The organism is Spirosoma sp. KUDC1026, assembly GCF_013375035.1.
In the GTDB taxonomy this organism is placed as follows: Bacteria; Bacteroidota; Bacteroidia; order Cytophagales; family Spirosomataceae; genus Spirosoma.
Window position 1 is genome coordinate 1,416,327 of the sequence record NZ_CP056032.1, and the last position, 22,975, is coordinate 1,439,301.

General features: G+C 52.4%; 17 protein-coding genes. 8 read left to right on the plus strand and 9 right to left on the minus strand.

Annotation, left to right across the window (positions count from 1 at the left end; translation table 11 throughout):
* Nucleotides 1–24: 24 nt before the first annotated feature.
* Complete coding sequence (gene galU / locus HU175_RS06020) at nucleotides 25–891, plus strand: UTP--glucose-1-phosphate uridylyltransferase GalU (RefSeq protein ID WP_176565724.1); 867 nt, start codon at nucleotides 25–27, stop codon at nucleotides 889–891.
* Nucleotides 892–1,160: 269 nt separating this feature from the next.
* Here galU and HU175_RS06025 read toward each other — a convergent pair whose 3' ends face one another.
* The 5 genes from HU175_RS06025 to HU175_RS06040 all read right to left on the minus strand — a co-directional run bounded on the left by HU175_RS06025 (nucleotide 1,161) and on the right by HU175_RS06040 (nucleotide 13,088).
* The gene (locus tag HU175_RS06025; RefSeq protein WP_228724339.1) at nucleotides 1,161–5,726 is read right to left on the minus strand and encodes a DUF11 domain-containing protein; all 4,566 of its coding nucleotides are present in this window, start codon (nucleotides 5,724–5,726) and stop codon (nucleotides 1,161–1,163) included.
* 108 nt (nucleotides 5,727–5,834) lie between these two features.
* Nucleotides 5,835–6,200: a hypothetical protein gene (locus tag HU175_RS24775; protein ID WP_228724340.1), complete on the minus strand. Its 366-nt coding sequence runs from the start codon at nucleotides 6,198–6,200 to the stop codon at nucleotides 5,835–5,837.
* A 95-nt stretch (nucleotides 6,201–6,295) separates the two neighbouring features.
* Entirely contained in the window at nucleotides 6,296–9,286 is a 2,991-nt protein-coding gene (locus HU175_RS06030) for a sialate O-acetylesterase (protein ID WP_176565725.1), read from the minus strand.
* Between the two features lie 328 nt (nucleotides 9,287–9,614).
* Nucleotides 9,615–11,372 carry an aspartate--tRNA ligase gene (aspS, locus tag HU175_RS06035; RefSeq protein ID WP_176565726.1) on the minus strand — a complete coding sequence of 586 codons (1,758 nt, stop codon included), beginning with the start codon at nucleotides 11,370–11,372 and terminating at the stop codon, nucleotides 9,615–9,617.
* 225 nt (nucleotides 11,373–11,597) lie between these two features.
* Entirely contained in the window at nucleotides 11,598–13,088 is a 1,491-nt protein-coding gene (locus HU175_RS06040) for an amidohydrolase (RefSeq protein WP_176565727.1), read from the minus strand.
* Between the two features lie 338 nt (nucleotides 13,089–13,426).
* Between HU175_RS06040 and HU175_RS06045 the strand changes: the two genes are divergently transcribed.
* Nucleotides 13,427–13,723, plus strand: a complete 297-nt coding sequence (locus HU175_RS06045) for an HPF/RaiA family ribosome-associated protein (RefSeq protein ID WP_176565728.1) — start codon at nucleotides 13,427–13,429, stop codon at nucleotides 13,721–13,723.
* 54 nt (nucleotides 13,724–13,777) lie between these two features.
* On the plus strand, nucleotides 13,778–14,977 hold the full coding sequence (locus HU175_RS06050) for a hypothetical protein (RefSeq protein ID WP_176565729.1): 1,200 nt from the start codon (nucleotides 13,778–13,780) through the stop codon (nucleotides 14,975–14,977).
* Nucleotides 14,978–15,115: 138 nt separating this feature from the next.
* Here the strand turns inward: HU175_RS06050 and HU175_RS06055 are convergent, their stop codons facing one another.
* Nucleotides 15,116–16,285, minus strand: coding sequence for a glycoside hydrolase family 43 protein (locus HU175_RS06055; protein WP_176565730.1), 1,170 nt, complete (start codon nucleotides 16,283–16,285; stop codon nucleotides 15,116–15,118).
* A 59-nt stretch (nucleotides 16,286–16,344) separates the two neighbouring features.
* A complete protein-coding gene (locus HU175_RS06060) occupies nucleotides 16,345–16,593 on the minus strand; it encodes a hypothetical protein (protein ID WP_176565731.1) in 249 nt (82 codons plus the stop codon).
* A gap of 145 nt (nucleotides 16,594–16,738) precedes the next feature.
* Between HU175_RS06060 and HU175_RS06065 the strand changes: the two genes are divergently transcribed.
* From HU175_RS06065 to HU175_RS06075, 3 genes are all read left to right on the plus strand, one after another.
* Nucleotides 16,739–17,722, plus strand: a complete 984-nt coding sequence (locus HU175_RS06065; RefSeq protein ID WP_176565732.1) for an HNH endonuclease — start codon at nucleotides 16,739–16,741, stop codon at nucleotides 17,720–17,722.
* Nucleotides 17,723–18,136: 414 nt separating this feature from the next.
* Entirely contained in the window at nucleotides 18,137–18,388 is a 252-nt protein-coding gene (locus HU175_RS06070; RefSeq protein ID WP_176565733.1) for a hypothetical protein, read from the plus strand.
* On the plus strand, nucleotides 18,389–18,799 hold the full coding sequence (locus HU175_RS06075; protein ID WP_176565734.1) for a PIN domain-containing protein: 411 nt from the start codon (nucleotides 18,389–18,391) through the stop codon (nucleotides 18,797–18,799).
* Nucleotides 18,800–18,876: 77 nt separating this feature from the next.
* Here the strand turns inward: HU175_RS06075 and HU175_RS06080 are convergent, their stop codons facing one another.
* Entirely contained in the window at nucleotides 18,877–20,049 is a 1,173-nt protein-coding gene (locus tag HU175_RS06080; RefSeq protein WP_176565735.1) for a cysteine desulfurase family protein, read from the minus strand.
* A 67-nt stretch (nucleotides 20,050–20,116) separates the two neighbouring features.
* Here HU175_RS06080 and HU175_RS06085 point away from each other — a divergent pair, with 67 nt between their 5' ends.
* Nucleotides 20,117–20,392 carry a hypothetical protein gene (locus HU175_RS06085; protein WP_176565736.1) on the plus strand — a complete coding sequence of 92 codons (276 nt, stop codon included), beginning with the start codon at nucleotides 20,117–20,119 and terminating at the stop codon, nucleotides 20,390–20,392.
* A gap of 23 nt (nucleotides 20,393–20,415) precedes the next feature.
* Here HU175_RS06085 and HU175_RS06090 read toward each other — a convergent pair whose 3' ends face one another.
* Nucleotides 20,416–21,018: an isochorismatase family protein gene (locus tag HU175_RS06090; RefSeq protein ID WP_176565737.1), complete on the minus strand. Its 603-nt coding sequence runs from the start codon at nucleotides 21,016–21,018 to the stop codon at nucleotides 20,416–20,418.
* A gap of 194 nt (nucleotides 21,019–21,212) precedes the next feature.
* Between HU175_RS06090 and HU175_RS06095 the strand changes: the two genes are divergently transcribed.
* Nucleotides 21,213–22,850 (plus strand): sodium/sugar symporter, encoded by a 1,638-nt coding sequence (locus HU175_RS06095; protein ID WP_176565738.1) that lies wholly within the window; start codon nucleotides 21,213–21,215, stop codon nucleotides 22,848–22,850.
* Nucleotides 22,851–22,975 lie beyond the last annotated feature (125 nt).

Sequence of the window (22,975 nt, forward strand, 5' to 3'; positions counted from 1 at the left end):
CACTCATTCATTCTTTCGCTCTTTATGATCAAGAAAGCCGTTATTCCTGCTGCCGGGCTTGGTACCCGGTTTCTGCCTGCTACCAAGGCGCAGCCCAAAGAGATGCTGCCGATCATCGACCGACCCACGATTCAGTATGTCGTGCAGGAAGCCGTTGATTCGGGCATTGAAGATATTCTGATCATTACCGGTAAGGGTAAACGCACCATCGAAGACCATTTCGACCGGAACTTCGAGCTGGAAACCCGGCTGGAAGAAAAAGAAGATCAACTCCTGCTGGACGAGATGCGTCGGCTATCAGACATGGCGAATCTGCACTACGTTCGTCAGCGTGAGCTCAACGGCCTGGGCGATGCCATCCGCTACGCCCGCCACCATGTAGGAAACGAACCCTTCGCCGTGTTGCTAGGTGATACGATCATGGACTCGGTCATTCCCGTAACGCAGCAACTGATCGATACGTATCAGCAATACGGCTGCTCGGTCATTGCCGTCGAGGAAGTACCGCAGGATAAGGTAAACCGCTACGGCATTGTGGGCGGCAAATCGCTGAGCGACCGGATTATGGAGCTTACTACCCTGGTTGAAAAGCCAGCCGTAGCCGAAGCACCGTCCAATCTGGCCATTGCCGGACGGTACATCCTGACGCCTGAAATCTTCTCTATGCTTGAGCAGACGCCCATGGGTAAGAACAACGAGATTCAGCTGACGGACGCCATGCTGTTGCTGCTCAAACGCGAAAACCTTTACGCGCATCGTATCGAAGGCAAGCGACACGACATCGGCAACAAGCTCGACTTCCTGAAAACGACGGTCGAGTTTGCGCTCAAGCGTCCTGAATTCGCCGACAAGTTCCGGACCTTTCTGGAAGAAATACTACGTAACGGATAAAAAGAGAGGGCCATCACTGGCCCTCTCTTTTTTGTTTAGCGTACTCGAACGGTGATACTGGCTTCGTCGTCCTCGCCCTTGTCGAAACCATTGCCGGGCGTCGAATCGGGGTCAGACTCGGCAACGTCGGCGATCTGGCTGCGTAGCGTGTTGTTACTGCTGCCAACGCGTAACGAGAGATTAATCGTTGTCGATTTCCCGGCAGGTAGCTGGTTGATATACCCTTTGATCGTCTGACCACTGACAACCAGTCCGTCGGTGCTGGCTAACTACCAACTATCAGGCAACTGCGTCTGCACCTCGATCGACGAAGCCGATGAACCACCCCGGTTGCTAACCTGGAGCGTAACGGTGATCACATCGCCTACCTTCGGGGAGAGAACGTTCGTGCTCATCGTGAGACTGAGATCGGCGGAGTTAGCGTCGGCAACGGGCTGATTGCCGGCTAGTTTGGGAAGAGCTACCTGCTCTGGGTTGGCCGATGCCAGTAGTGGCCCCGACTGGCTGGCTGTACGGAGGTCGACCGAAGCGGCATCATCTTCGCCATCGCCCGTGCCGGAGTTGGGTTGCGAATCTGAATCGGGCGTCTGGCAGGCGGTGACCTGCGCGGCCGTCGCGAACGTACCCGGCTGCGTCACCCGAGCCCGGAATTGAATTCTGGTCGTGCCGTTTGCAATCACTGTTCCGGCATCGGCCCGCACCGTGCCGTCGCCGAACATAACGCCGGGTGATAGCGCATCCACAAAAGTGAGCCCTGTTGGCAGTCGGCTGGCGACCTGAACCCCCGTAGCATCGTTCTGGCCTTCGTTGGTCAGCATCAGCGAATACGTTACTACATCGCCGACGTTGGGCGTCCGGTTGTTGACCATCATGTTAAGTGCCAGATCGGCACTGCCATTGGCCACCGACACCGTCGACGAACCCGACACCAAACCAGTCCCGCAGCCATTGGAAACCGATGCCAGGCTATAAGTCGTGGTGCTGGCTGGCGTCACGGCCAGCATATACGGATTCTGATACGTGTTCTGCACCGATTGGCCGTTCGACAGCGTAAATGACCACGGCGCTACGCCGGTAAACGCAACGGGTAACTGGGCTGATTTTCCCGCGCTGACGAGGACGTTACCGGCTAGTCGGGCAGTGGTGGGTTCGCCGATAGTAATTTGAACTGGGTCAGATTCGGATGTACAGCCAGAATACGTAAGCATAGCCGAATAGCTTCCACTTTCTGTAGCATAATAGTAAGTCGACGTTGCTCCGGCAATGGTAACTCCATTTCGTTTCCATTGCACACTGCCTGAGATAATGCCGCCAGACAGATATAGTCGTAGACTGTTGTTAGAACAGCCATTCTTGCTAATATAATCAATAGAAACAGTTGGCTTGGCTAACCGATCCACTCGGACATAGATGTCTCTGGATTTGCCTGTACAGGCTCCGTTGGTTACGCGTACTGAATAGAGACCCGATTGTCGGGCATAAAAACTAAAGTCGGTACTAGGGCTTCCGGTAATACCATTAACGGCAACTCCATCTTTAAACCATTGGTATGTAAAGCCACTAGGAGAACTGCTGTTCTCCGTGTAAATGTTTAGACCGTTACAACTTTCGGGAGTTGATTCATAAAAGTAAACTTTTGGTTGAAGGGCATCACTAAACGTAAGCGATAATGGGTCTGATACCGATGAACAGCTGTTCCGGGTTATACGCACTGTGTAACTGCCAGACAGTTTTGCCTGGTAGTTATTGTTTGTTGCTCCCGCAATGTCAACGCCGTCGCGCTGCCATTGAAAATTTCCAATAGCTGGCTCTGCGTATAAAGTGCGGGTTTCGCCCGCACAGGCCGCTTTGTTTTTGTATGAGTAACTGATTGCAATAGGAATTCGATCGCCCTGGCTTAAAACGATAGTATTACTGCGAGCTTGGCAGTTGCCCTGACTTAAGAGAACAGAATAGGCGCCTGGTTTATCAGCCGTATAGTAGTTTTGAGATGCTCCATTCACTGGAACATTGTCGCGGTACCATTGAATGGTATACAGGTTAGCCCGTACTTGTTCGGCATAGACCTGATCAAGGGACATGTAGTGCAGCGAGTTATTACAAAGGACCGAATCTCTATAATTACTAAGTCTGATAGTGGATGCCAGGGATTTACCAAACTGCAAATATTTTGGCCAGGAAACGCTTGAGCAGGCACCATCTGTAAGTTGATACGAATATCCACCAGTCTGATTAGTGGCTAATGTGTATGCAGTAGCCCCCGAAATATTTGCTCCGTTACGTTTCCATTGATAAGTAGCCGTTTCTCCAATATAATCCGAATAAATGGTGGTTAGATGGTCATCGCATTGCGGGGCGTCTATAGCTATCGATCGTACAGTTGAATAAGGCGAGCTTGTATTGTATAGTGTGTAACTACCACTAACAATCGAGCAGCCAGCCTGCTTCAAGGTCACTTTGTACGTGCCCGGCTGTTGCGCAGAGAATGTGGAGTCGGTAGCCCCCGAAATGTCAGCATCATTTAATGACCATTGAAAAACTTCCGCTGATACGTTGTTAAATCCTGGGTTGCGGGGGATTGAATGTAGTGTCGCACGACTACCAGCACATATACTACCAGTTGAACTATAGCTATTGTTAGTTCCCAAACGGTCGGCGACCACAGCACTTGTTAGATCGCTGATCGCCAGCTTAACGCTTTGTTCGCTTTCCAGTTCTGGATCAGTCGCAATAACCTTGATGCGGTAGTCGGTGCTGTATGGCAGTGCGTTATAGCCGCTCGGTAGCGTCGCCGTGACGGGACTAATTGTACCGCTGCCGATACGTTGCTTATAATAGAATGAGCCAGTATTACTAGAAATCCAGACCTCGTATTTGTTGCTACTTCCCATAGCCGGGCCTGACTGCGTGAACGACACGGTGAAAGTGCTACCCGCGCACAATGATGTACTGGAAATGTTCGATATCGCGATGGTTGGTGCCGTATAGGGTATCGCCAGCGCATCGGAAGACCAGATGCCTCTCCCGCTGGTAGCGGCAACCAGAAGCCCATCTGAAACGCGGTAGCGTAACTGATTAACCCGGTACGTACCAAGACCGCTGCTGGTGAAGGCCCAGCCGGGATTAGCAGCGGTGATATCCGTAGTCAACCAGATACCCAGTTCGGTAGCCAGAAACACCTGTTTGCGGTTTTGCGGGTTGAACAGCGCGTGCCGGACCGGCATATCAGGGAGGCCGTAGTTCGACTGATCTTTTCCCGTCCAGGTTGTTCCGCCATCGCTGGTATACCAGACTGATTGAATACCGTAGTTTGACAATGTAACGAGTAGTTCGTTATCCGTAGCACCAACGTCGATCGAGGAAATCGATGTGTACTGCGGGAACGCGTTGTTGTCAATGGCAGTGACCGTTGGCGTCGATTGACTCAGATTGGTTATCTTGTATAGTTTACCAGAGTTTCCTAGAAACAAAGCGCTTCGGTCCTTACTCAGCTTTAGGAAAGTTGACGAGCCAGAGAGGTTTCCCAACGATACGGTAGTATTCGTAGGTGTCGTTGCTACGTTTGTCGACTTACGAAGAATCGTCTGATTGATGGTATAATCATAATCGGCGGTATACAGGGTGTTTGCCTGGCTGTCGTAATCTATTGGTATGATAGAACTGTACGAATTTAGACTGCAGACTGTAGTTCGAGTGTAGTTGTCAATCCGGTAAATCGTACCTGAAGAACTGACTAATTGTAAATTAGGCTCGTCTTCGTCAATGAATGACAGGTCTAAGAAATTCGGATTTGGGGATATAGGACTGGAGGAGATGACCTGCCCGGATGACAAGCCTGCCGATGTAAGTTGAACAATGCCCTGAGGCTGAGCATTAGCCAGTATGAATGAACTACCTGGTGATGTCTTCATCGCTACGCCACCTACTTCACCGGCCCGGTAGCCATTATTCCGGATTGACTGGTTGGGATAGTCTACTGAATTATTACCCCAGTCCGGCGACCAGCGAATACCATCGATACTGCAAAATGCTGCGCTGGTGTTACTGCCCGGTTGAAAATAGAGTCTATGATGGTAAGCATACGTGCTTAAGGCTGTGCTCCAGGATGTTCCCCCGTTGGTTGATCGACACCAGGTATAACCACCGGCATAGACCGTATTGGGATCTGTCGGGTGGACTGCCAGACTTAGTGCATAAGAGCCAATTCCCCATGTAAAATGGCCTGAAGACGAGCTATTTATTGTCGGAACAGCCACGTCGCTCCATGTTGCTCCCCCGTTGGTGCTTTTCTTGAACCAGCGAATGTCCTGTGTATAGTTCGTCGCGTTGTAGGCTCTCGATACAGCATAAAGCACCTGCAACGTGCCGCTGGTCGAGGGGGCCAGCGCCAGTTCAGTACGTTCGCTGCCAGTTCCCCCCGGCGGTGTAATTTCTTGCCAGGCGTTACCCGAGGCATCAGTGGACTTAAACACTCGGGATGGGTTAAAGGCTGCGTAGAGAATGCCGTCCGTGCCAATTTCCAGATCCGTTACCTGATCGTAATAGTAATCTGACGCCTTTCCACCTGCACCGATAAGCTGTCCTGGGGCTAATGCATAGCTCCAGCTATTACCTCCGTCGGTCGACTTGACGACACCATACGGCGTAGCGACGAAAATCTGACCACTGCTATTGACGACAATGCGCTGAATAAATTCCAATGCCCGGTTAACCGAAGGCGTACTCCCACTGGGAGTAGTGCTGCTTAGTCTGCTCCAGGTTGTTCCTCCATTGGTGGTTTTCCAGATACCACCTCCAGATAGGTAGTTGTACCGATCACCAGTACCAGCGTACATAATCTGGGAATTGGATGGGTCAGCTGCCAGGGCGGTTACAGTTCTGTTTTCCCAGGCTTCACTGACTGGTGTCCAGCCAGCGTTATTGTCGGTAATGTCGTTGGTATATCACAATCCGCTCAGCAAGTTTCCGGCCCAGACTTTCTTGTGCGCTGGATCATTCGGGTCGAAGAGGAGGGTATAAGTACGGCCACCGGCGTTGCTGGGGCCGCGTTCCTGCCAGGTAACGTTTGGGATGCTGGCGTTGGTCTCGCTCTGCCGCTCAGTCAGCAGGCGACGAGCCTCTTCCAGTCGCTCATAAGGAACGGTGCCGGTGGCCGGGTCGATCAGGCGCTTCCGTTCGTCTTCGGCGATTCGGCGGAACGTTGTATCCGGCTGAAGCGAATCAGGAAGGGCAGTCTGGGAAAAAGCGGGGAGGGTAAAATAAAGAGACACTAAGCCGACAAACAGTCGGCAGACGGTAGAAATGGGCATAGAAGATAGTTACGGTTGAACGGGTATTTTCGGGCTACAAATTACATGATTGTCTGTACATAGCCAAACCTGTTCAAGCTGTAATTTCCTGCTTTCTACCGTACCCGAATTAGTAACAAAGCTTCGTCGTCCTCGCCCTTGTCATAGCCATTGCCGGGCGTGGAATCAGGGTCATTGGGGGAGGCTGTTGCAATCTGGGTGAGTACCGTTCCGGCAGCACCAATGCGTACGGGAATCGTCAATACGCCGGTGCTTCCCGCAGTTATTGTTCCGATGGTACCCGTCACGGTTTGTCCGTCAATGGTGAGACCCGCCGGGTTGGCGATCTGCCAGCCGTTGGGAAGAAGTGCCTGAACCGTAACGTTGCTGGCTGTGGCACCCCCCCGGTTCCGTACGGTAAGCGTCAACGTAGCAACTTCCTGCAAATTGAGGGTTAATTTATCGCTGGCAATGGACAGACTCAGATCCGCCTGAGCCGGGTCGGGCGTGGGCTGATTTGACTGAGTGGTCGGGAGCGGGGTCTGATTCGGGTTTGGCGACACCGATAGCGTTCCCCCGGCGGTGCTGGTTCGAATATCGATCTGGGCCATATCATCCTGACCGTCACCGGTACCGGAATTTGGCTGCGAATCCGGATCGGACTGGTTGCTGGCGGTCACCTGTGCCGTTAGCATGTAACCACCAACCTGAGTAGCCTTTGCTCGAAAAGCGAACGATAGACTTTTGACGCTGTCTAGCGCACCGGCATTAATAGTAATGATCCGGTTTGTTACGCTGATACCCGGTGAAAGAGCATCGACAAAATCCAGACCCGCCGGTAATCGGCTTTGGAGAACAATTCCCTCGGCTGCCAGTGGACCTTCGTTGCTAAGAACGAGCGTGAACGTTACGGGTTGATTTACGGCTACAATTCGATTACTCACCCGTAAGGCCAGCGACAAATCGGCGCCACTGCCACACACGGGCAGGGCAATAGCAGGGCTAACAATGGCAGGGCTGCTGGCTGTTACCCGGATACGATAACCACTGCTGATCGTCTGCCCCGCCGGAAAGGTGGCTAGAATGGGGCTGGCAGTACCACTGCCGATGGTCGTTTCATTGGCGAAGGAACCCGTCGCGTCCGATAATTTAACTGAATATACATTATCGGTATTCAGGCTGCCACCCGACAGGGAAACGGCTACCTCAAATTGTCTGCTCTGGCAGAACGTCGAGGAGGGAACCGCCTGAATATCGAGCACCGGCGGTACGTTACTAACCGACTCCATCGGGTAATAAACAATGTTACGGCCGGTCAAAAGGGTTGTCTCAATCCAGATACCCTCCCCCGACGTACCGGGCCGTCGAACCGAAAGTCGGTACCGGCCGGCGGGTATGCCTCCCACGCCGAAGGCCAGCGGCTGATAGAAGCGGACATAGTTAAAATCAGCAAATTCAGCGTAGTCGGGTGCTTCCGAACGAGGGGGCGTTACGTACCAGTTGGAGTCGACGGCCTGACCATCGAGCCGCTGCATCCGTACCTCCATCGGGCCATCGGCCTGTACCATGATAAAATAGCCATGGCTGTACGGCTCAAAGCGGTATCCAATCCGGTAAATGCCCGGGTCAGCTGTCCCGCCGGTGAGGGGCGGGGGGATGACAGGTGGTAATGAAGAGGCAGGTACCGACTGGCTGATCAGAAAAGGTTCACTTGGTGTACCGATAATGGCCGGATGCGTGGAGCGGGTGCGGAGCCGGTACTGACCGGCGGGTAGGTCGGCCGGAATTACCAGTGGAATCGGGTTCGCCAGGCTCGGTGACGATTCTGCAACAACAGCATTGTTGTCGGCGTGGATCAACTGAGCGATGTATTGATTGTCGCTTTCGGTCGAGTCATTACGCACTGAAGAAACCAGTACTGCTTCGCCCGGACGACGGGCCAGTGGCACCGAATACCCATCAGTAATGAGAACGGGATCGCCGGTTGGCTGGACTGGAATGGCGTTCGCGAAGAAAGCCTGATTCAGCGCCTGATCCCAGGTATTCGTAAATTTAACCAGACCCTGTCCTAGGAAGTGCAGGTTGTCAGGTCGATTGTCGAGCCCTACAATGCTATCGGTAGCCGGGCCGGGAAACACGGCGGGGACCGTGCTGATCAGTTGATTCTGCGCGGCAATAACGGCGGGGCTGGTATTCCCCCGAATGTAACTCACCCGCGACATAACCCAGGGTAACTGCCCCGAACCCAGCTGCTGCCGGCTTTTCTGAATAACATACTGTAGATTATTGACGTAATTCTGGGTGGACGTACCGTTTTCGGTATCTTTTTCACCCTGGTGCCAGAGTACGGCCCGTGCGCCTGTCCGGGCTACGTAGTGACGAAGGGTTGTACCGAGTTGCCGGTACACCTGGTCGAGGGGATCTGTACTGGCAACCGGCCCGCCAGCAGCAGAAACGTACCAGTTTGTACTACTGGTGCCTCCTAGAGCAGCTCCCAGAAAAAGAATCGGAACGTTCAGACGACGGGCCAGACGGTCGCCCAGCATACCCCAGAGATGAGGAGGCTGACTGGGACCAATATTACTTCCATCGCTGACGTGGCTGAACCGAAGGGGTAACAGCTGGTCGGCGAGGGTGTCCTGCCGGAAATCAACGCAGGATACCCGGTCGTCGCTGGCTGCCGGAACATGTTCGAAACCACCGTACACATTGGACTGACCCGCTATGACAAAGACCTCGCCAACCCCAACCCGATTAACGGACGTTGTTGCCGTGATGGTTGTACCGGAGAGAGCCTGTACATCAAGCCGGTACCAACCCGCGGGTACGGTAGCCTGTCCCCGGAAGGTAGATGAGTTGGCCAGCAGCGGAATGGATGTCCACGAAGTAGGAGCGCTCTGTCCTGCCTGCAACGGAACAAAACGAACGTTAATACTCGACGTACCCGATGGGGCCTGACCGGCAATAGCAACCGAGGCCTCATTCTGCTGATTACGCTGAAACACCATGCGGGCAACCGGACTGGTTACCCGTATCTGTGCATACGACCCTGTCGTAAACCCAGCCAGGATCAATAGCAGAACTAACCGCAGTAGACAGTCTCGCATATAAAGTAAATAGACTATAAAGGGCTAACTACGAGTAACTGTTCAATAAAAACACGGATAAATTTTAGATCTGAAAAATTGTACAAGTTGCTGGCAAAAAGTAAATCAACAGTACACGGATAACAAAGTTACGTATAATCTCCGGTAGCACCTGACCAGAAGTTGGTTCAGATTAGTAACCTGATCATACTAACGCCCGAATTGAGTACCTGAATTGATTCGATAGCACCAATTTCGGGCGAGCCCAGTAACACAAACCCGCCCGCCCGAATCGATCAGCAGGTGCTAATCAATCCGGGCGGGCGGGGCAACAGATAAACATCAAAAATTACTTGTTCGAAACCGTCGTCGTGATGCTCAATTCCTGCATTTGCGCCGGAGAAATAGTCGATGGTGAGTCGATCATAACGTCGCGGCCCGAATTGTTTTTCGGGAAGGCAATAAAATCACGGATCGAGTCGGCCCCGCCGAAAATCGAGCACAGCCGGTCGAAGCCGAATGCAATCCCGCCGTGCGGGGGGGCGCCGTATTCGAAGGCATCCAGCAGGAAGCCGAACTGCGCTTTGGCTTCGTCGTCGGAGAAGCCCAGCAGGCTAAACATGCGGGCCTGTAGCTCGCGGTTGAAGATCCGGATCGAGCCACCACCAACTTCGGTTCCGTTGATGACCAGGTCATAAGCATTAGCACGGGCCGCCCCCGGATCGCTGTCCAGCAGCGGAATGTCTTCGGGCTTGGGCGACGTAAAGGGGTGGTGCATGGCAAACCAACGCTGTTCCTCTTCGCCGTACTCAAACAGGGGGAAGTCAAGCACCCAAAGCGCACTGAATACGTTTGGATCGCGCAGTCCGAGTCGGCTACCCATTTCCAGACGAAGTTCGTTCAGTTGCTTCCGGGCTTTATTGGCGTCGCCCGAGATGATAAGAATCAGATCGCCGGGTTTGGTATTGAGTCGTTCCGACCAGCCCTTCAGGTCTTCTTCTGAGTAGAACTTGTCAACCGATGATTTGAGCGTACCGTCTTCGTTATGGCGAACGTAAATCAGACCTTTTGCGCCAATTTGCGGCCGCTTCACCCAATCCGTCAGTTCGTCAATCTGCTTGCGGGTGTACGATGCACAGCCCGTCGCGTTAATCCCAACAACCAGTTCGGCCGAATCGAATACGCCAAAGCCTTTGCCCTGCACCAGATCGGTCAGTTCAACAAACTCCATTCCGAAACGGGTATCGGGCTTATCGGACCCGTAAAGCCGCATGGCGTCGGCATAAGTCATACGAGGAACTTCGGCCAGGTCATACCCTTTAACGGTTTTGAACAAGTGGCGAATCAGCCCTTCGAACAGTTGGAGAATATCTTCCTGCTCCACGAACGACATCTCACAGTCGATCTGCGTAAACTCCGGTTGCCGGTCGGCGCGCAGGTCTTCATCGCGGAAGCATTTCACAATTTGGTAGTACCGGTCAAAGCCCGATACCATCAGCAGCTGCTTGAACGTCTGGGGCGACTGGGGCAGGGCGTAAAATTCGCCCGGATTCATCCGGCTGGGCACCACGAAATCACGGGCGCCTTCAGGCGTTGATTTAATCAGAACCGGCGTTTCAACTTCGATGAAGTTCTGGCCGTCCATGAATAGCCGGGTCTGCTGTGCCATCCGGTGCCGCAGTTCGAGATTCCGGCGGACGGGATTCCGGCGCAGGTCGAGATAGCGGTATTTCAGCCGCAAATCATCACCCCCGTCGGTTTCGTCGTCGATGAGGAAAGGAGGAAGCTTGGCTGGGTTCAGAATTTTCAGTGCGGTTACTTTCAGCTCGATGTCGCCCGTTGGCAGATTCGGATTTTTCGACTTCCGTTCGATCACCATTCCCGTCGCTTTCAGGACGAACTCGCGGCCCAGCGACCGGGCGATGGTAAAGAGTTCGGGGGCTGTCTGTCCGTCTTCCAACAGCAATTGCGTAATACCGTAGCGATCCCGGAGATCAATCCAGAGCACACCACCCTTGTCACGAATGGTCTGGACCCAGCCGGTCAGCGTAGCGGTTGTATTGGCATCAGCCAGGCGGAGTTCCCCGCAGGTATGTGTACGAAGCATGATTTTTTTAATGAGTGAATTAGCGAATGAGCGAATGAGTGAATAAAACAGTCATATAATGGCTGCTTGTTCACTCATTCACTATAACGATAGACCGTTCATTCGCTCATTGAAATCCTGCCGCAAAGGTAGGGAGTTTGCCCGAATGGATGTAACGGTTGTAGATGATCAATTCACCGCGCCAGCGACCCACTCAATCACTCATTCACTCAATCACTCATTCACTCATTTCCGATAGTCCAGCGCGGGTTTCCGGTTGCCGAGCAGGGCTTCGTATTTGAAGTCGGCACCGCGCTTGGCGCTCCATTCCGTGCGGGCTTGCTGGATGAGGGTCGGCGTTTTATACAGGTCAAGAGCGGTCATGGCCAGCGTTTTGGCGGCAACGATCATACCTTTCTGGCCGATGCTCATGCCGCTGGTGGCCGTCGACTGCCAGCTGTGGGCGGCACAACCCGGTACCCAGGTCGCCGTCGATAAACCAACGGTCGGTACTACCCAACTCACATCACCCACGTCGGTCGATGCACTGCTGGTTGTGGTTTCCGACGCTTCGCGGAAATCTTTTACCTTGGCGGCATCTTCGATAGCCGGACGATCATCGCCGAACGTTTCGCTGATCTTTTTGGCAAAAGCGGTTTCTTCGGGTGTGTAGTTGACACCACCTACGGCTTGCAGATTCTTGTGCATGACATCGGCCAGCGTGGTGTTGGGGAGCAGGTTATACACACCACCCAGCACTTCCCATTCTACTTTGGTGCCGGTACCCTTAGCGGCTCCTTCAGCTGCGTTTTCGATTCGTTTCCAGACGCTTTGCAGAATATCTCGGTCTTTGTGACGAGCGTAGTAGTACACTTCGGCAAAGGCGGGAACAACGTTTGGTGCTTCGCCCCCTTTTGTGATGACGTAATGAATGCGGGTGTCCGACGGAATGTGCTCGCGCATCATGTTGACCATGTAGTTCATGGCTTCCACGCCATCCAGCGCCGATCGTCCTTTTTCTGGGGAGGCAGCCGCGTGAGCCGCAATTCCCCGGAAACGAAACTTCGCGTTCTTGTTGGCCAGTGACGTACTGGCGTCGGCGGCATTCTGATTACCGGGGTGCCAGTGAAGTACCACATCCACATCGTTAAACAGGCCTTCCCGAACCATGTATACCTTCCCGGAGCCACCTTCTTCAGCTGGGCAACCGTAAATTTTGATCGTGCCACCGTGCCCCGATTTTTTCAGCCAGTCCTTCACCTCAACCGCAGCGGCTACCGATGCCGTGCCGAACAGATTGTGCCCGCAGCCGTGACCACCTTTCTGCCCCTGGATGGGTGTAAAGTCAGGCTTGGCTTCCGTAGCCAGACCGGGTAGGGCATCGTACTCACCCAAGATGCCAATAACGGGTTTACCTGACCCGTACGTAGCAACAAACGCGGTGGGTATGCCCGCAACGCCAGCCTGTACGTCGAATCCTTCTTTTTTGAGTTGTTCCTGCAACAATAGAGAGCTTTTTTCTTCCTGGTAGCCAAGTTCGGCGAAGTTCCAGATCTGCTTCGACAGGTCGGCGTACTCCGGGAAACGCTTGTCCAGATCGGCGATAACGGCTTGTTTGTCTTTGTCAGCAGCGGTTGCTGACGACGATGGTTTGGTCTTCTTTGACTGGGCGAAGCTGCCTTCTGGCAACAACAGAGTTGGTAGCAGCAGCGCTGCAGAGAGGAAAAAGTTACGCATAAAATTGACGGTTGGTTGTATTCAGTTGGGTAATACAGCATCATGTCGCTGTATCAGGAATAAGCAAGATATTCGTTTTGGGCGAATTCTCTCGATTCGATAAAAGATATTCAGTGTATTTCTCTCATTACCAGTATTGTGGTGGCTAAGGTATGTTTCCGATGGTCGCTGTTACGTGTACCAAAAATGACGAGTCAATAGAGGTTTTGATCTGATCCAGTGCCTAAGATTTAATGGCTCGTCGCCCGGTATAGGATTAACCTGGCATTAAAAGCAGATTAAACAATAGGGGTTGGGAGCGGTTAATAAAGGTGTAGATACCAAAGAAACAGTTACTTATGAACTATTCCGTTGATGACATTAAGATCGATCTTCAAACTGTTGGCTTTGACGAAACGCCCGAATTACTTGCCGACGTAGAGCGTGAATTACGGCGGGTGATGCGCTTCCGGCAGGACATCGTAGCGGCCGATTTTTACCTGAGTGAAGACGGCGCCAATCCCACGAACAACAAAGTTGCCCGCTGGCGACTGGGTGTGCCGGGCAACGATCTGTTTGCTGAAGCCCGGTCGGCTTCCTGGTCGGGGAGCCTCCGGGATGCTGGCGAGAAACTACGTCGCCAGTTCGTCGATTAACGGCTGTCGGCAATCCAATGAATTTGTGTGTATCAATACTCAACTCCCAACGCTATGAACCTCTTCACCATCGAACAATTCAACGAGCTAGCCCAACAGTCGGGTAAGCTTTGCGTATCAATCTATTCACCAACGGAACGTCAGTCGACGGATGCGTACCGAGCCAGCAAACTTCACTTCAAAAACGCGCTGACTGAGGTACGTAACAAACTAGTGAAGCAACGCGGTATGTCGCAGGCCGATGCCGAAGAGTTATTGGCTGATGGCTTTCGCCTGCTCGAGGATCAGTCCTTTTGGCAGCATGCGTCCGATATGCTGGCCTGCTTTATCGTCGATGGCGAAATAACAACACTGAGCCTTCCGTTAGCGATCGAGACGCCACAGACGCACATCGGTGAGCGACTCTATCTACTGCCGCTCATTCCGGAACTGAACGACGATGGCCATTTCTATGTACTGGCGCTTAACCTGAAAGAGGTCGCTCTTTTTGAGGTGACCCGCTCGACCATCCAGGCCATTGATCTTCCCGACGGGATTGATGCATCCTATACGGAAGACATTGAGGAATACGAAAATCAGAAACAGCTTCAGCACCAGAGCGGATTCGGACAGGCGGGCGCTATTTTCCACGGGCAGGGCAGTGGCTCCGACGAGGAACGTAAAGAACGCATTCTTCAATTCTTTCACCGGCTTAGCAGCGATCTTGATCCACTGTTGCACCAGAACCCGCTTCCGCTGGTACTGGCGGGAGTCGAGTACCTGATTCCAATTTACAAGCAGGCCAGTAACTATCCGTATACCATTGACGAACACCTGAGCGGTAGTTACTCGGCCGGCGATATGCTTAGCCTGTCAGCCGAAGCCTGGGAGTTGATGGAACCTCACTTCCGTCAGCAACGGCAGGAACGTAAAGATGAATATAGTCTATTTATGTCGCGGGGGCAGGGCGATAGCGATCCGGAGAGTGTTATTATGACGGCACTCAGTGGCGGTGTCGATACGTTGTTCGTGCAACCCGGCACGGACATCTGGGGAACGTACGACGCCGAAAACTTTACGCTGACAATCGACGGGGAGGCAACGCCCGATAATTACTCCCTAACCGACGAGGCTGCCAAGAAAACCAAAGAATACGGCGGTACGGTGTACCTGGTCGATGAAGAAGCCATGCCGGCTTCTGGCGCGTTGATAGCTGGTATTTTCCGCTACCCCGTTACTGAAACCGTCGGCGAGGAAGCGGTGACCAACGAATAAGCAATAAACGATACAAGTGACAGGCCTGGTTTTGACACAGTTCAGCATTCGCATTGCTAGATAGTGTCAAAACCAGGCCTGTTACGTTTGTCGATCGTTGTGATAGACGTGCCTGTAAAATAGTTGGTTTACAGAGAATTAACGAGAATGGACCGTAGCTGGTACGCCCGACGGAAGTTTCTGGGGCGACGTAGTTGGCCCTTCAATGGTAATTTGGCCGTCTTTCACCCGCATCCGGTCGATAAAAACCACCCGCTCATCACCGGTTTTAGCAGTCCGCCCGTGGTAGACGCAGAACATTTCCTTGCCGTCGGGTGAGTACGTAATGCTGTTGTGACCCGTCCCCGTTACTGAACCGCCTTTGTCGCTGTTCTTTTCCAGAATCGGGTTGTTGGCCGCTTTTCGGAACGGTCCCAGCGGGGAGGTGGCCGTAGCATAGCCAATGGCATAATACTGCCCCCCGAAATGATTGGCCGAGTACATGATGTAGTACAGGTTGTCTTTCTTGAACGTCGTCGACCCCTCCGTCCAGCGCCGGTTTACTTCATGGGCCGTCACCGACCGACTTTCCCAGTCCGCCTGTTTGTCGCTCAGTTTGACGGGCGGACGCAGCAGCAGTACCGGCTTGCCGATCACACCCGAAAAGTCAGGTTTCAACTCAACGCCGTACACCCAGCTTTCTTCGATCTCCTTGTACCAGCCTTTCTGCCGGGCCATGTCCGCAATTTCACTGTCGACGGGGTGTTTGTAGCAGCAGCGGGAATAGTACAGGTACGCTTTACCGTTGCTATCCATGAATACGTTAGCGTCGATGACGGGGTAACCGGGATCAAAGAGGGGTTTGTCGGTCAGGTCGACGAACGGGCCGGTGGGCTTGTCGGCGACGGCGACTCCGATGCGGAAATTTTCGACTTCGTTAGTGGGATTATGACGCCATTGGGCGCTGTAAAAGAGATAGTATTTTCCCTTTACCTCGTACACTTCAGGAGCCCAGTAGGCCCCGTCCCACTTGGCGTTCGGGTCGCTCCAGCCGTTTTTATTATCATGAAAATAGACCTGTCCTTCCGGCTTCCAGTGAACCATGTCTTTGGACGAATAAGCGGCAAACCCCTGTTTGGCCCCGCCCCCCGTGCCATACATGTAGTAAGTGCCCTGCGTGTGGAGGACGTATGGATCGCCGAATTCAACGGGTAACGGATTGGTGTAGGTGTTTTTTTGTGCGGCAACAGCCGTCGGGGACGTCTGCGCCACGGCCGGCGACAGTGTCACCAGCGTCAGGAGAAGTCCCAGAATCCATGCTTTAGTCATACGTTTGAGCGAGTTTAGCCCTGCAAAGGTAGGCATACATCGACTACGCAGATGAGTAGCTAATTTTCCGGGCGTGACAGGCGCAGCAGGAGGGTGGCTTTCGATGTCAGCGCACCGGGGGCATTGAGGTCGTCGGGGAGCAGACCGAGCATCGCCAGCAGACGGGTTAGCCGGTCGAGCTGATGCCGCTGTTCCGTTGTGTGTATCTGCAGCGTAATTAACTCATGATCGCGCCGATGGGCGTCAATCTGAAGTTGCTGGATATGCAACCTGAGTACATCCAGTTCGTGCTTGTCTTTTTCAGTCATCAGGTAGGTGGTGGGGTGTGAATCAGCAAGATAGAAATTTTGTGTTCAGAAGGTTGTCTTATCACTTCTCCCGCACCGTAAATTATGGCGCGGTCAGCTTTACTCTTGCGACTGTCACGCTTTTTATATACCGAAACCTGTACCGATGATCGAAAAAACGCTGCCTTATTTTATTCATGCGTTCACGAACCTCAACACCGGTGGTGGGCGAATAAAAGAAGCGGCTCCTCACAAGCCGATTGTGTTACTGGCTGTAATTCAGGCGTTTGAGGGTGGATTGCTAACGGATAACCGGGTTGTTATTTCGCCTGAACTTATCAGTATTTTCAAAGCAAACTGGAATGCGCTCGTGACAACGGGGCACACGCTGGGATTTGCCATGCCGTTCTTTCGGTTGAAAAACGAAGCTGGCGCGTGGTGGCAGTTGGTCGCTAAATCTGGTTGCGAACTATGGGTACAAACAGGTGATCTGTCGAATTTTTCCAGCCTGAGTAATGCTGTAGCCTACGCAGAACTGGACGCCCATCTGACGGAGTTACTGCTTGATGCGACGTCCCGCACGGTGCTTCGGCAGGCATTGCTGGACAGTTACTTTTCGGGACGGAGCAACACCGCGAGCCCAGACGCCAACGGGGAAATTGATCAGATTCGCCGTGAGTTGCAGGAAATAGTACCTGCCGGAAGCGGCACTGGATCGAAGGGTGCGAAGAAGCGTCCCAATGGCGAAACATACGAGATTGAACTCTATACCCGTGATGCCGTCTTTCGCCAGGAGGTCGTGCGACTTTATAACGACACGTGTTGTGTTACCGGCCTGCGCGTGGCGGCTCCATACTCGTTTTCGATGGTCGATGCCTGCCACATTGTTCCGTTCTACAAAACGTTCAACAACCACCCGACTAACGGTATCGCACTTTGCCCGAATCTACACCGCGCGTTCGATAAAGGGGCTCTTTCGGTCGACGATAACTATCGAGTGATGGTATCGCCGACGTTCGCAGAAAACGAACAGAGTGATTACAGTCTGAACGCGTTGATTGGCAAACCCATCAGCCTACCTTCCGATGAGCGATACCTACCCGATCTGACCGCGTTTGCGTGGCACCGAAAGTTTATATTTAAGGGGTGAAGCTGATCGAAAAACGATTTGGCGTTGATTACGAAACAATGCCCGTGTATATCAGTGCCCTCGACCGGGTGTCGACCGAGTATATCTAATAGCACAAAGCAAGTAGAAAATCGCTATCTTGCTGATAGTCAACCCAGAGAGTTATGCATACTGCCTCGGATTTAAAACATCTGATTACCGAAGGCATCAAAGGCTTACCAGCATAATACTTGATTGAGGTAGTTGATTTCGTCGTATTCATTCGGCGTCGGCTCATGGAACAGGAACCCTATGATGTAGAGAGCATCCGTCAATAACTGAGTCTGTTGGATGTCCGTGAGTGGTAACACATCAAAGGTGAGTTCGCCAATTTTAGGTAAGCAACTCAGATGCCGTGTATTTCGTTATCTTGCTGACGGTAAAATCAGAACGAATATGGAAGCGACGTTTGTGGCAAAGCCAAGCGAACTAAAAGAGCAACTTCTACAGAAGATTGAGCAGTTCTTTGAGGGAGATGATCGTCCAGTAACCGTCACTCTAAAGCGAGATGACGTCCCCCGTTATGATCCTCAGGAGCTATTAAAACGTATGCAGGAGACTCGTCAGAAATACCCCCCTAAGAAAATTGACGCCGACATTGATATTAATAAGTTGATTGATGAAATGTATTGGGAAGGAAACCACTAAATGATCTATTTCGATACAGATGTGTTGGTGAACTACTGCGTTGAGCAAGAAGCTGCCAAGCACCAACAAGCCATTCAGCTTATCGAACAGGCCATCACTGATGGCCTGTTTTTTATTTCTACCTTGTCGCTCAATGAGCTAGCTTTTGCGCTGACTAAAGTTAGAGTGAAAGTAAGTCGCGATGAAATCACAGTACACTTGAATGACTTTTACCTCTTAAATCCGGTACCTGTTACACTGGAACAAGTGCAACGGGCGGCAGAAATTGCTTATAAAATTGGCTTTAGTCATATGAGTGACTGCGTACACACAGCTGTGGCGGAAGAATACTGTACCGAGCTATACACGTATAACCGTTCAGACTTTCAGCTTATCCAGCACCACACGAAGCTGAAGATTACAATCCTTTGAATAACAGTCATGTACACAAAATGCATACGAGCGGTTTATCATGTACAAAAAACCGATTTTTTTGTACATGATGATTATCATACCAACGCCCGCAGCTCTTCCACCACACCTTTCACCGCATTGATTGTAGCTATTACGTCGGCTTCCGTACTGAATCGCCCTAAGCTAAATCGCAGACAGGAAAAGGCTTCCGTTTCGCTCAGACCCATTGCCAGCAATACGTGGGACGGGTCGATGCTGGCGGCTGTACAGGCGGAACCGTTCGAGACGGCAATGCCCTCCAAACCCATAATCAGGGCGTCAGAGTCGCAGTTTTCAAAACAGATATTGGTTGTGTTGTAAAGCCGCTGCTCCCGATCTCCGTTTACGGACGTACCCGGAATTTGTAGCAGTTCGCTTTCCAATTGGTCTCGAAGAGACGTAAGTCTCTGTATTTCCTGCCTGTCAGCGATTGGAGCCAGCTCGGCCGCTTTGCCCATGCCAACGATGCCCGGAACGTTCAAGGTGCCGCTACGTAAACCCCGTTCGTGACCGCCACCGTGTAAAACGGCTTCCAGCTTTACTTTTCGGATTGATGAACCGGCTAGATTATGCTGCCGGACATAGAGGCCACCAACGCCTTTAGGGCCGTAGAATTTATGCGCCGAAAACGTTAGCAGATCGATTCCGTCTTTGTCTACGTCGATGGGCAATTTACCGACGGCCTGCGTAGCGTCGGTCATGAAGAGGGCACCGGTATCGTGGGCGAGCTGGGCAATCTCGCGGATGGGCTGGATGACGCCCGTTTCGTTGTTGGCCCACATAACCGATACCAGCAGCGTATCAGGTCGAATGGCCTCTTTGACCAGGGCCAAATCCAGTAGCCCCGCGCCGGCGTTCCGGGTTGGTTGAACGGGCAGGTACGTTACTTCATAACCGCGTTTCTCCAGATAAACACACACGTCGAGCACGGCTTTGTGCTCGGTCTGCACCGTAACAATGTGCTTCTTGGTTTGCCCATACACCTCGGCAACGCCTTTGAGTGCCAGATTGATCGCTTCGGTAGCCCCCGACGTAAAGACCAGCTCGTGCGGATCGCAATGGATTAGGTCCGCCATCTGTTGCCGGGCCGTCTTAACGGCGTTGCTTGCCGATACGCCGAATGGATGTGTACTGGCAGCATTGGCAAAGTTGTCGGTCAGGAACGGCATCATCGTGTCCAGTACACGCGGGTCGATGCGGGTCGTGGCGTTGTTGTCCAGATAGATCATACGTGAAGATAGGTAGAAAATGCCCCACCTTGCCTGTTATCAGTTGAACCATCAAGGCAACTCAGCTATGAAAGCGATTACGTTCACCATCGACCTCAAATCATTTTTTCTGGGTGTACTCACGGTATCAGCCGTTCTGCTGATGGCTAATAAACCAAATACTGAATTGGCGCAACAAAATCAATCGGGCTGGCCAAACCAACGCTATCAGGCAATTACCGGCAAAGACACACGTACAATCATCATAGATACGCAGACCGGGCGCTTTCTGATCGAGCGCCCGGCCCTGGGTTTACCGGCCTGGGCACCAATGGATTTTGAAGAACTATACAGAAGAAGATAAGCTATTGACGATCCGCGTTTCGCTCACTCCCGTCTGCGTAGTTTCTGAATGATTTCGTCCGTTGTTGCTAGCTCACCAATGCGGGGGAAAATGTATTTAAGACTCACGTCATGCGCTTCGGCTATGGTGTCGGTCATGGCATCAATCGCAAAGGTTATGTTGTAGCCGTACTCGTTCGCAGATCGGGCCGTACCGTCGATGCCGATGCTGGTTGAGATACCAGCTAGCACAATACCCGTTACGTTTCGTTGCTGCAACGCTTCGTGGAGGGGCGTATTGAAGAACGCGTTCCAGGTTTCTTTCGTAATCATAATGTCGCCGGATTCCGGTTGGATGGCTTCGACGATGTCGAAAAATCCGGCCTGGTTCATCGTTTTCAGCGCTCGTTGCTGTCCGTCTTTGTCCTTGGGGAACTGGTTTTTTTCCGAACGGACCACCGAGGCCGGGCTACCAATGGGCTCAACATAGACGATCACAATGGGTAACTGTGCTTGCCGGAAAGCGGCTACCAGTCGGGCCGCATTGTCCAGCACCGTCTCTACAGGATGGGCTTTTTCTCCCGCGACAATTCCTTTTTGTAGATCAATCAATACCAGGGCAGTATGGGCATCAAGTGCTGTAAGCATAGATCAGAGTGTTATTGACTAGGTCGGTTCGTTATATTCATCGGTGCAGTTTCATCGAGCAATCAACTGACTCCAACCTGCTTGTGTTCTAGAATATTCACGGAGCGAGAACGCTATATGGACATAAACTCAATGACCTAAGCGGTAAAATGAACGGTAGCGCGGCTTTGCCTCTTACCTACCTTTTTCTACGTATGAATCACCTCGCTGCTGCCGACTACGCAGTCTTCCTTGTTTATTTCATCATTGTTGTTGGCTACGGCTATTGGATCTACCGAAGCAAGCGGTCGGGGGCAACCAACACCAACGATTTCTTTCTGGCTGAGGGCTCGCTGACCTGGTGGGCCATTGGGGCCTCACTTATCGCATCCAACATATCGGCCGAACATTTTATCGGTATGGCTGGATCGGGCTTTGCGATGGGGCTTGGTATTTCGTCCTACGAGTGGATTGCAGCCGCTACGCTGGTCATTGTGGCCGCGTTCTTCATTCCGATCTACCTGAAGAATCGTATCTCAACCATGCCCCAGTTCCTGGCGCAGCGGTACAGCGATACGGTCAGTACCATTCTGGCGGTATTCTGGCTGGTGGTGTACGTGCTGGTCAACCTAAGCTCGATTCTGTATCTGGGGGCCATTGCCATTGAGTCGCTGGCAGGGATTTCGTTTACGACCTGCACGATTGGGCTGGCTATCTTTTCCGTTTTTATTACGTTGGGCGGGATGAAAGTGATTGGCTATACCGATGTGATTCAGGTGATTGTCCTGATCTTCGGGGGGCTCGTCGTTACGTATCTGGCCCTGCAGCTCGTGGCCGATAAATCGGGTGTGGATGGCGTGTGGAATGGCTTGGTTACGTTACGCGATCGGGCCGATGACCATTTCCACCTGTTTTTCGCCGAAGGACACCCGCATTATTACGAACTGCCGGGTATGTCGCTGGTGCTGGGTGGGATGTGGATCAACAACCTGTACTACTGGGGTTGCAATCAGTACATCGTTCAGCGGGCGCTGGGGGCTGACTTGAAGACGGCCCGTAGCGGCATTCTCTTTGCCGCCTTCCTGAAGCTGATGATCCCGCTGATCGTCGTTATTCCGGGGGTTGCTGCCTACGTACTGTATCAGGAAGGTACGTTTCATGATGCCATGACCAATGCCGAGGGCGTCGTAAAACCCGATCAGGCGTATCCGGTGCTGATGAACCTGTTGCCAACGGGTATGAAAGGGCTGGCGTTCGCGGCCCTGACGGCGGCCGTGGTGGCGTCGCTGGCGGGCAAATGCAACAGTATCTCGACAATTTTTACGCTTGATATTTACAAGAAGTTTTTCGACAAAGAGGCTTCGGATCAAAAGCTGGTGAACGTGGGACGGTGGGCCGTCGTAGGGTCGTTTGTCATCGCAATTGCCATTGCGCCCATGCTGCGATCGCTCGATCAGGTCTATCAGTACATTCAGGAATACACCAACTTCCTGACGCCGGGCGTCTTTGCCATTTTCGCGCTGGGTTTCTTCTGGAAACGGACCACCAACCGGGCGGCCCTGACGGTTGCTATTCTGACAATTCCGCTATCTGTGCTGCTGAAGTTCTGGCCGCAGGTAATGGACCTCTTTGGGCAGCAGGTTGACGAAATTCCGTTTCTGCACCGCACAACCTGGGTATTCTGCATCGACGTATTGATCATGGTCGTTGTATCATTGACCGATCCGGCCAGCGTGCATAACCCAAAGGCCGTAACCATCGACAGACGGATGTTTCACGTAACGCCGTCTTTTGTCGTTGGTTCGGTAGCCATTGCCGGTATCCTGTTCTGCTTGTATTACGTATTTTGGTAACGGGTTCGTAGCGCTTTGATTAACAGCAGATAGCCCATAAAATGGAAATTGAGTTAATTTAAAGCCAGTAAGCGCGAAATGAACTTATTGGATAATAAAATGCACTTATATTAGTGTTTTATTGC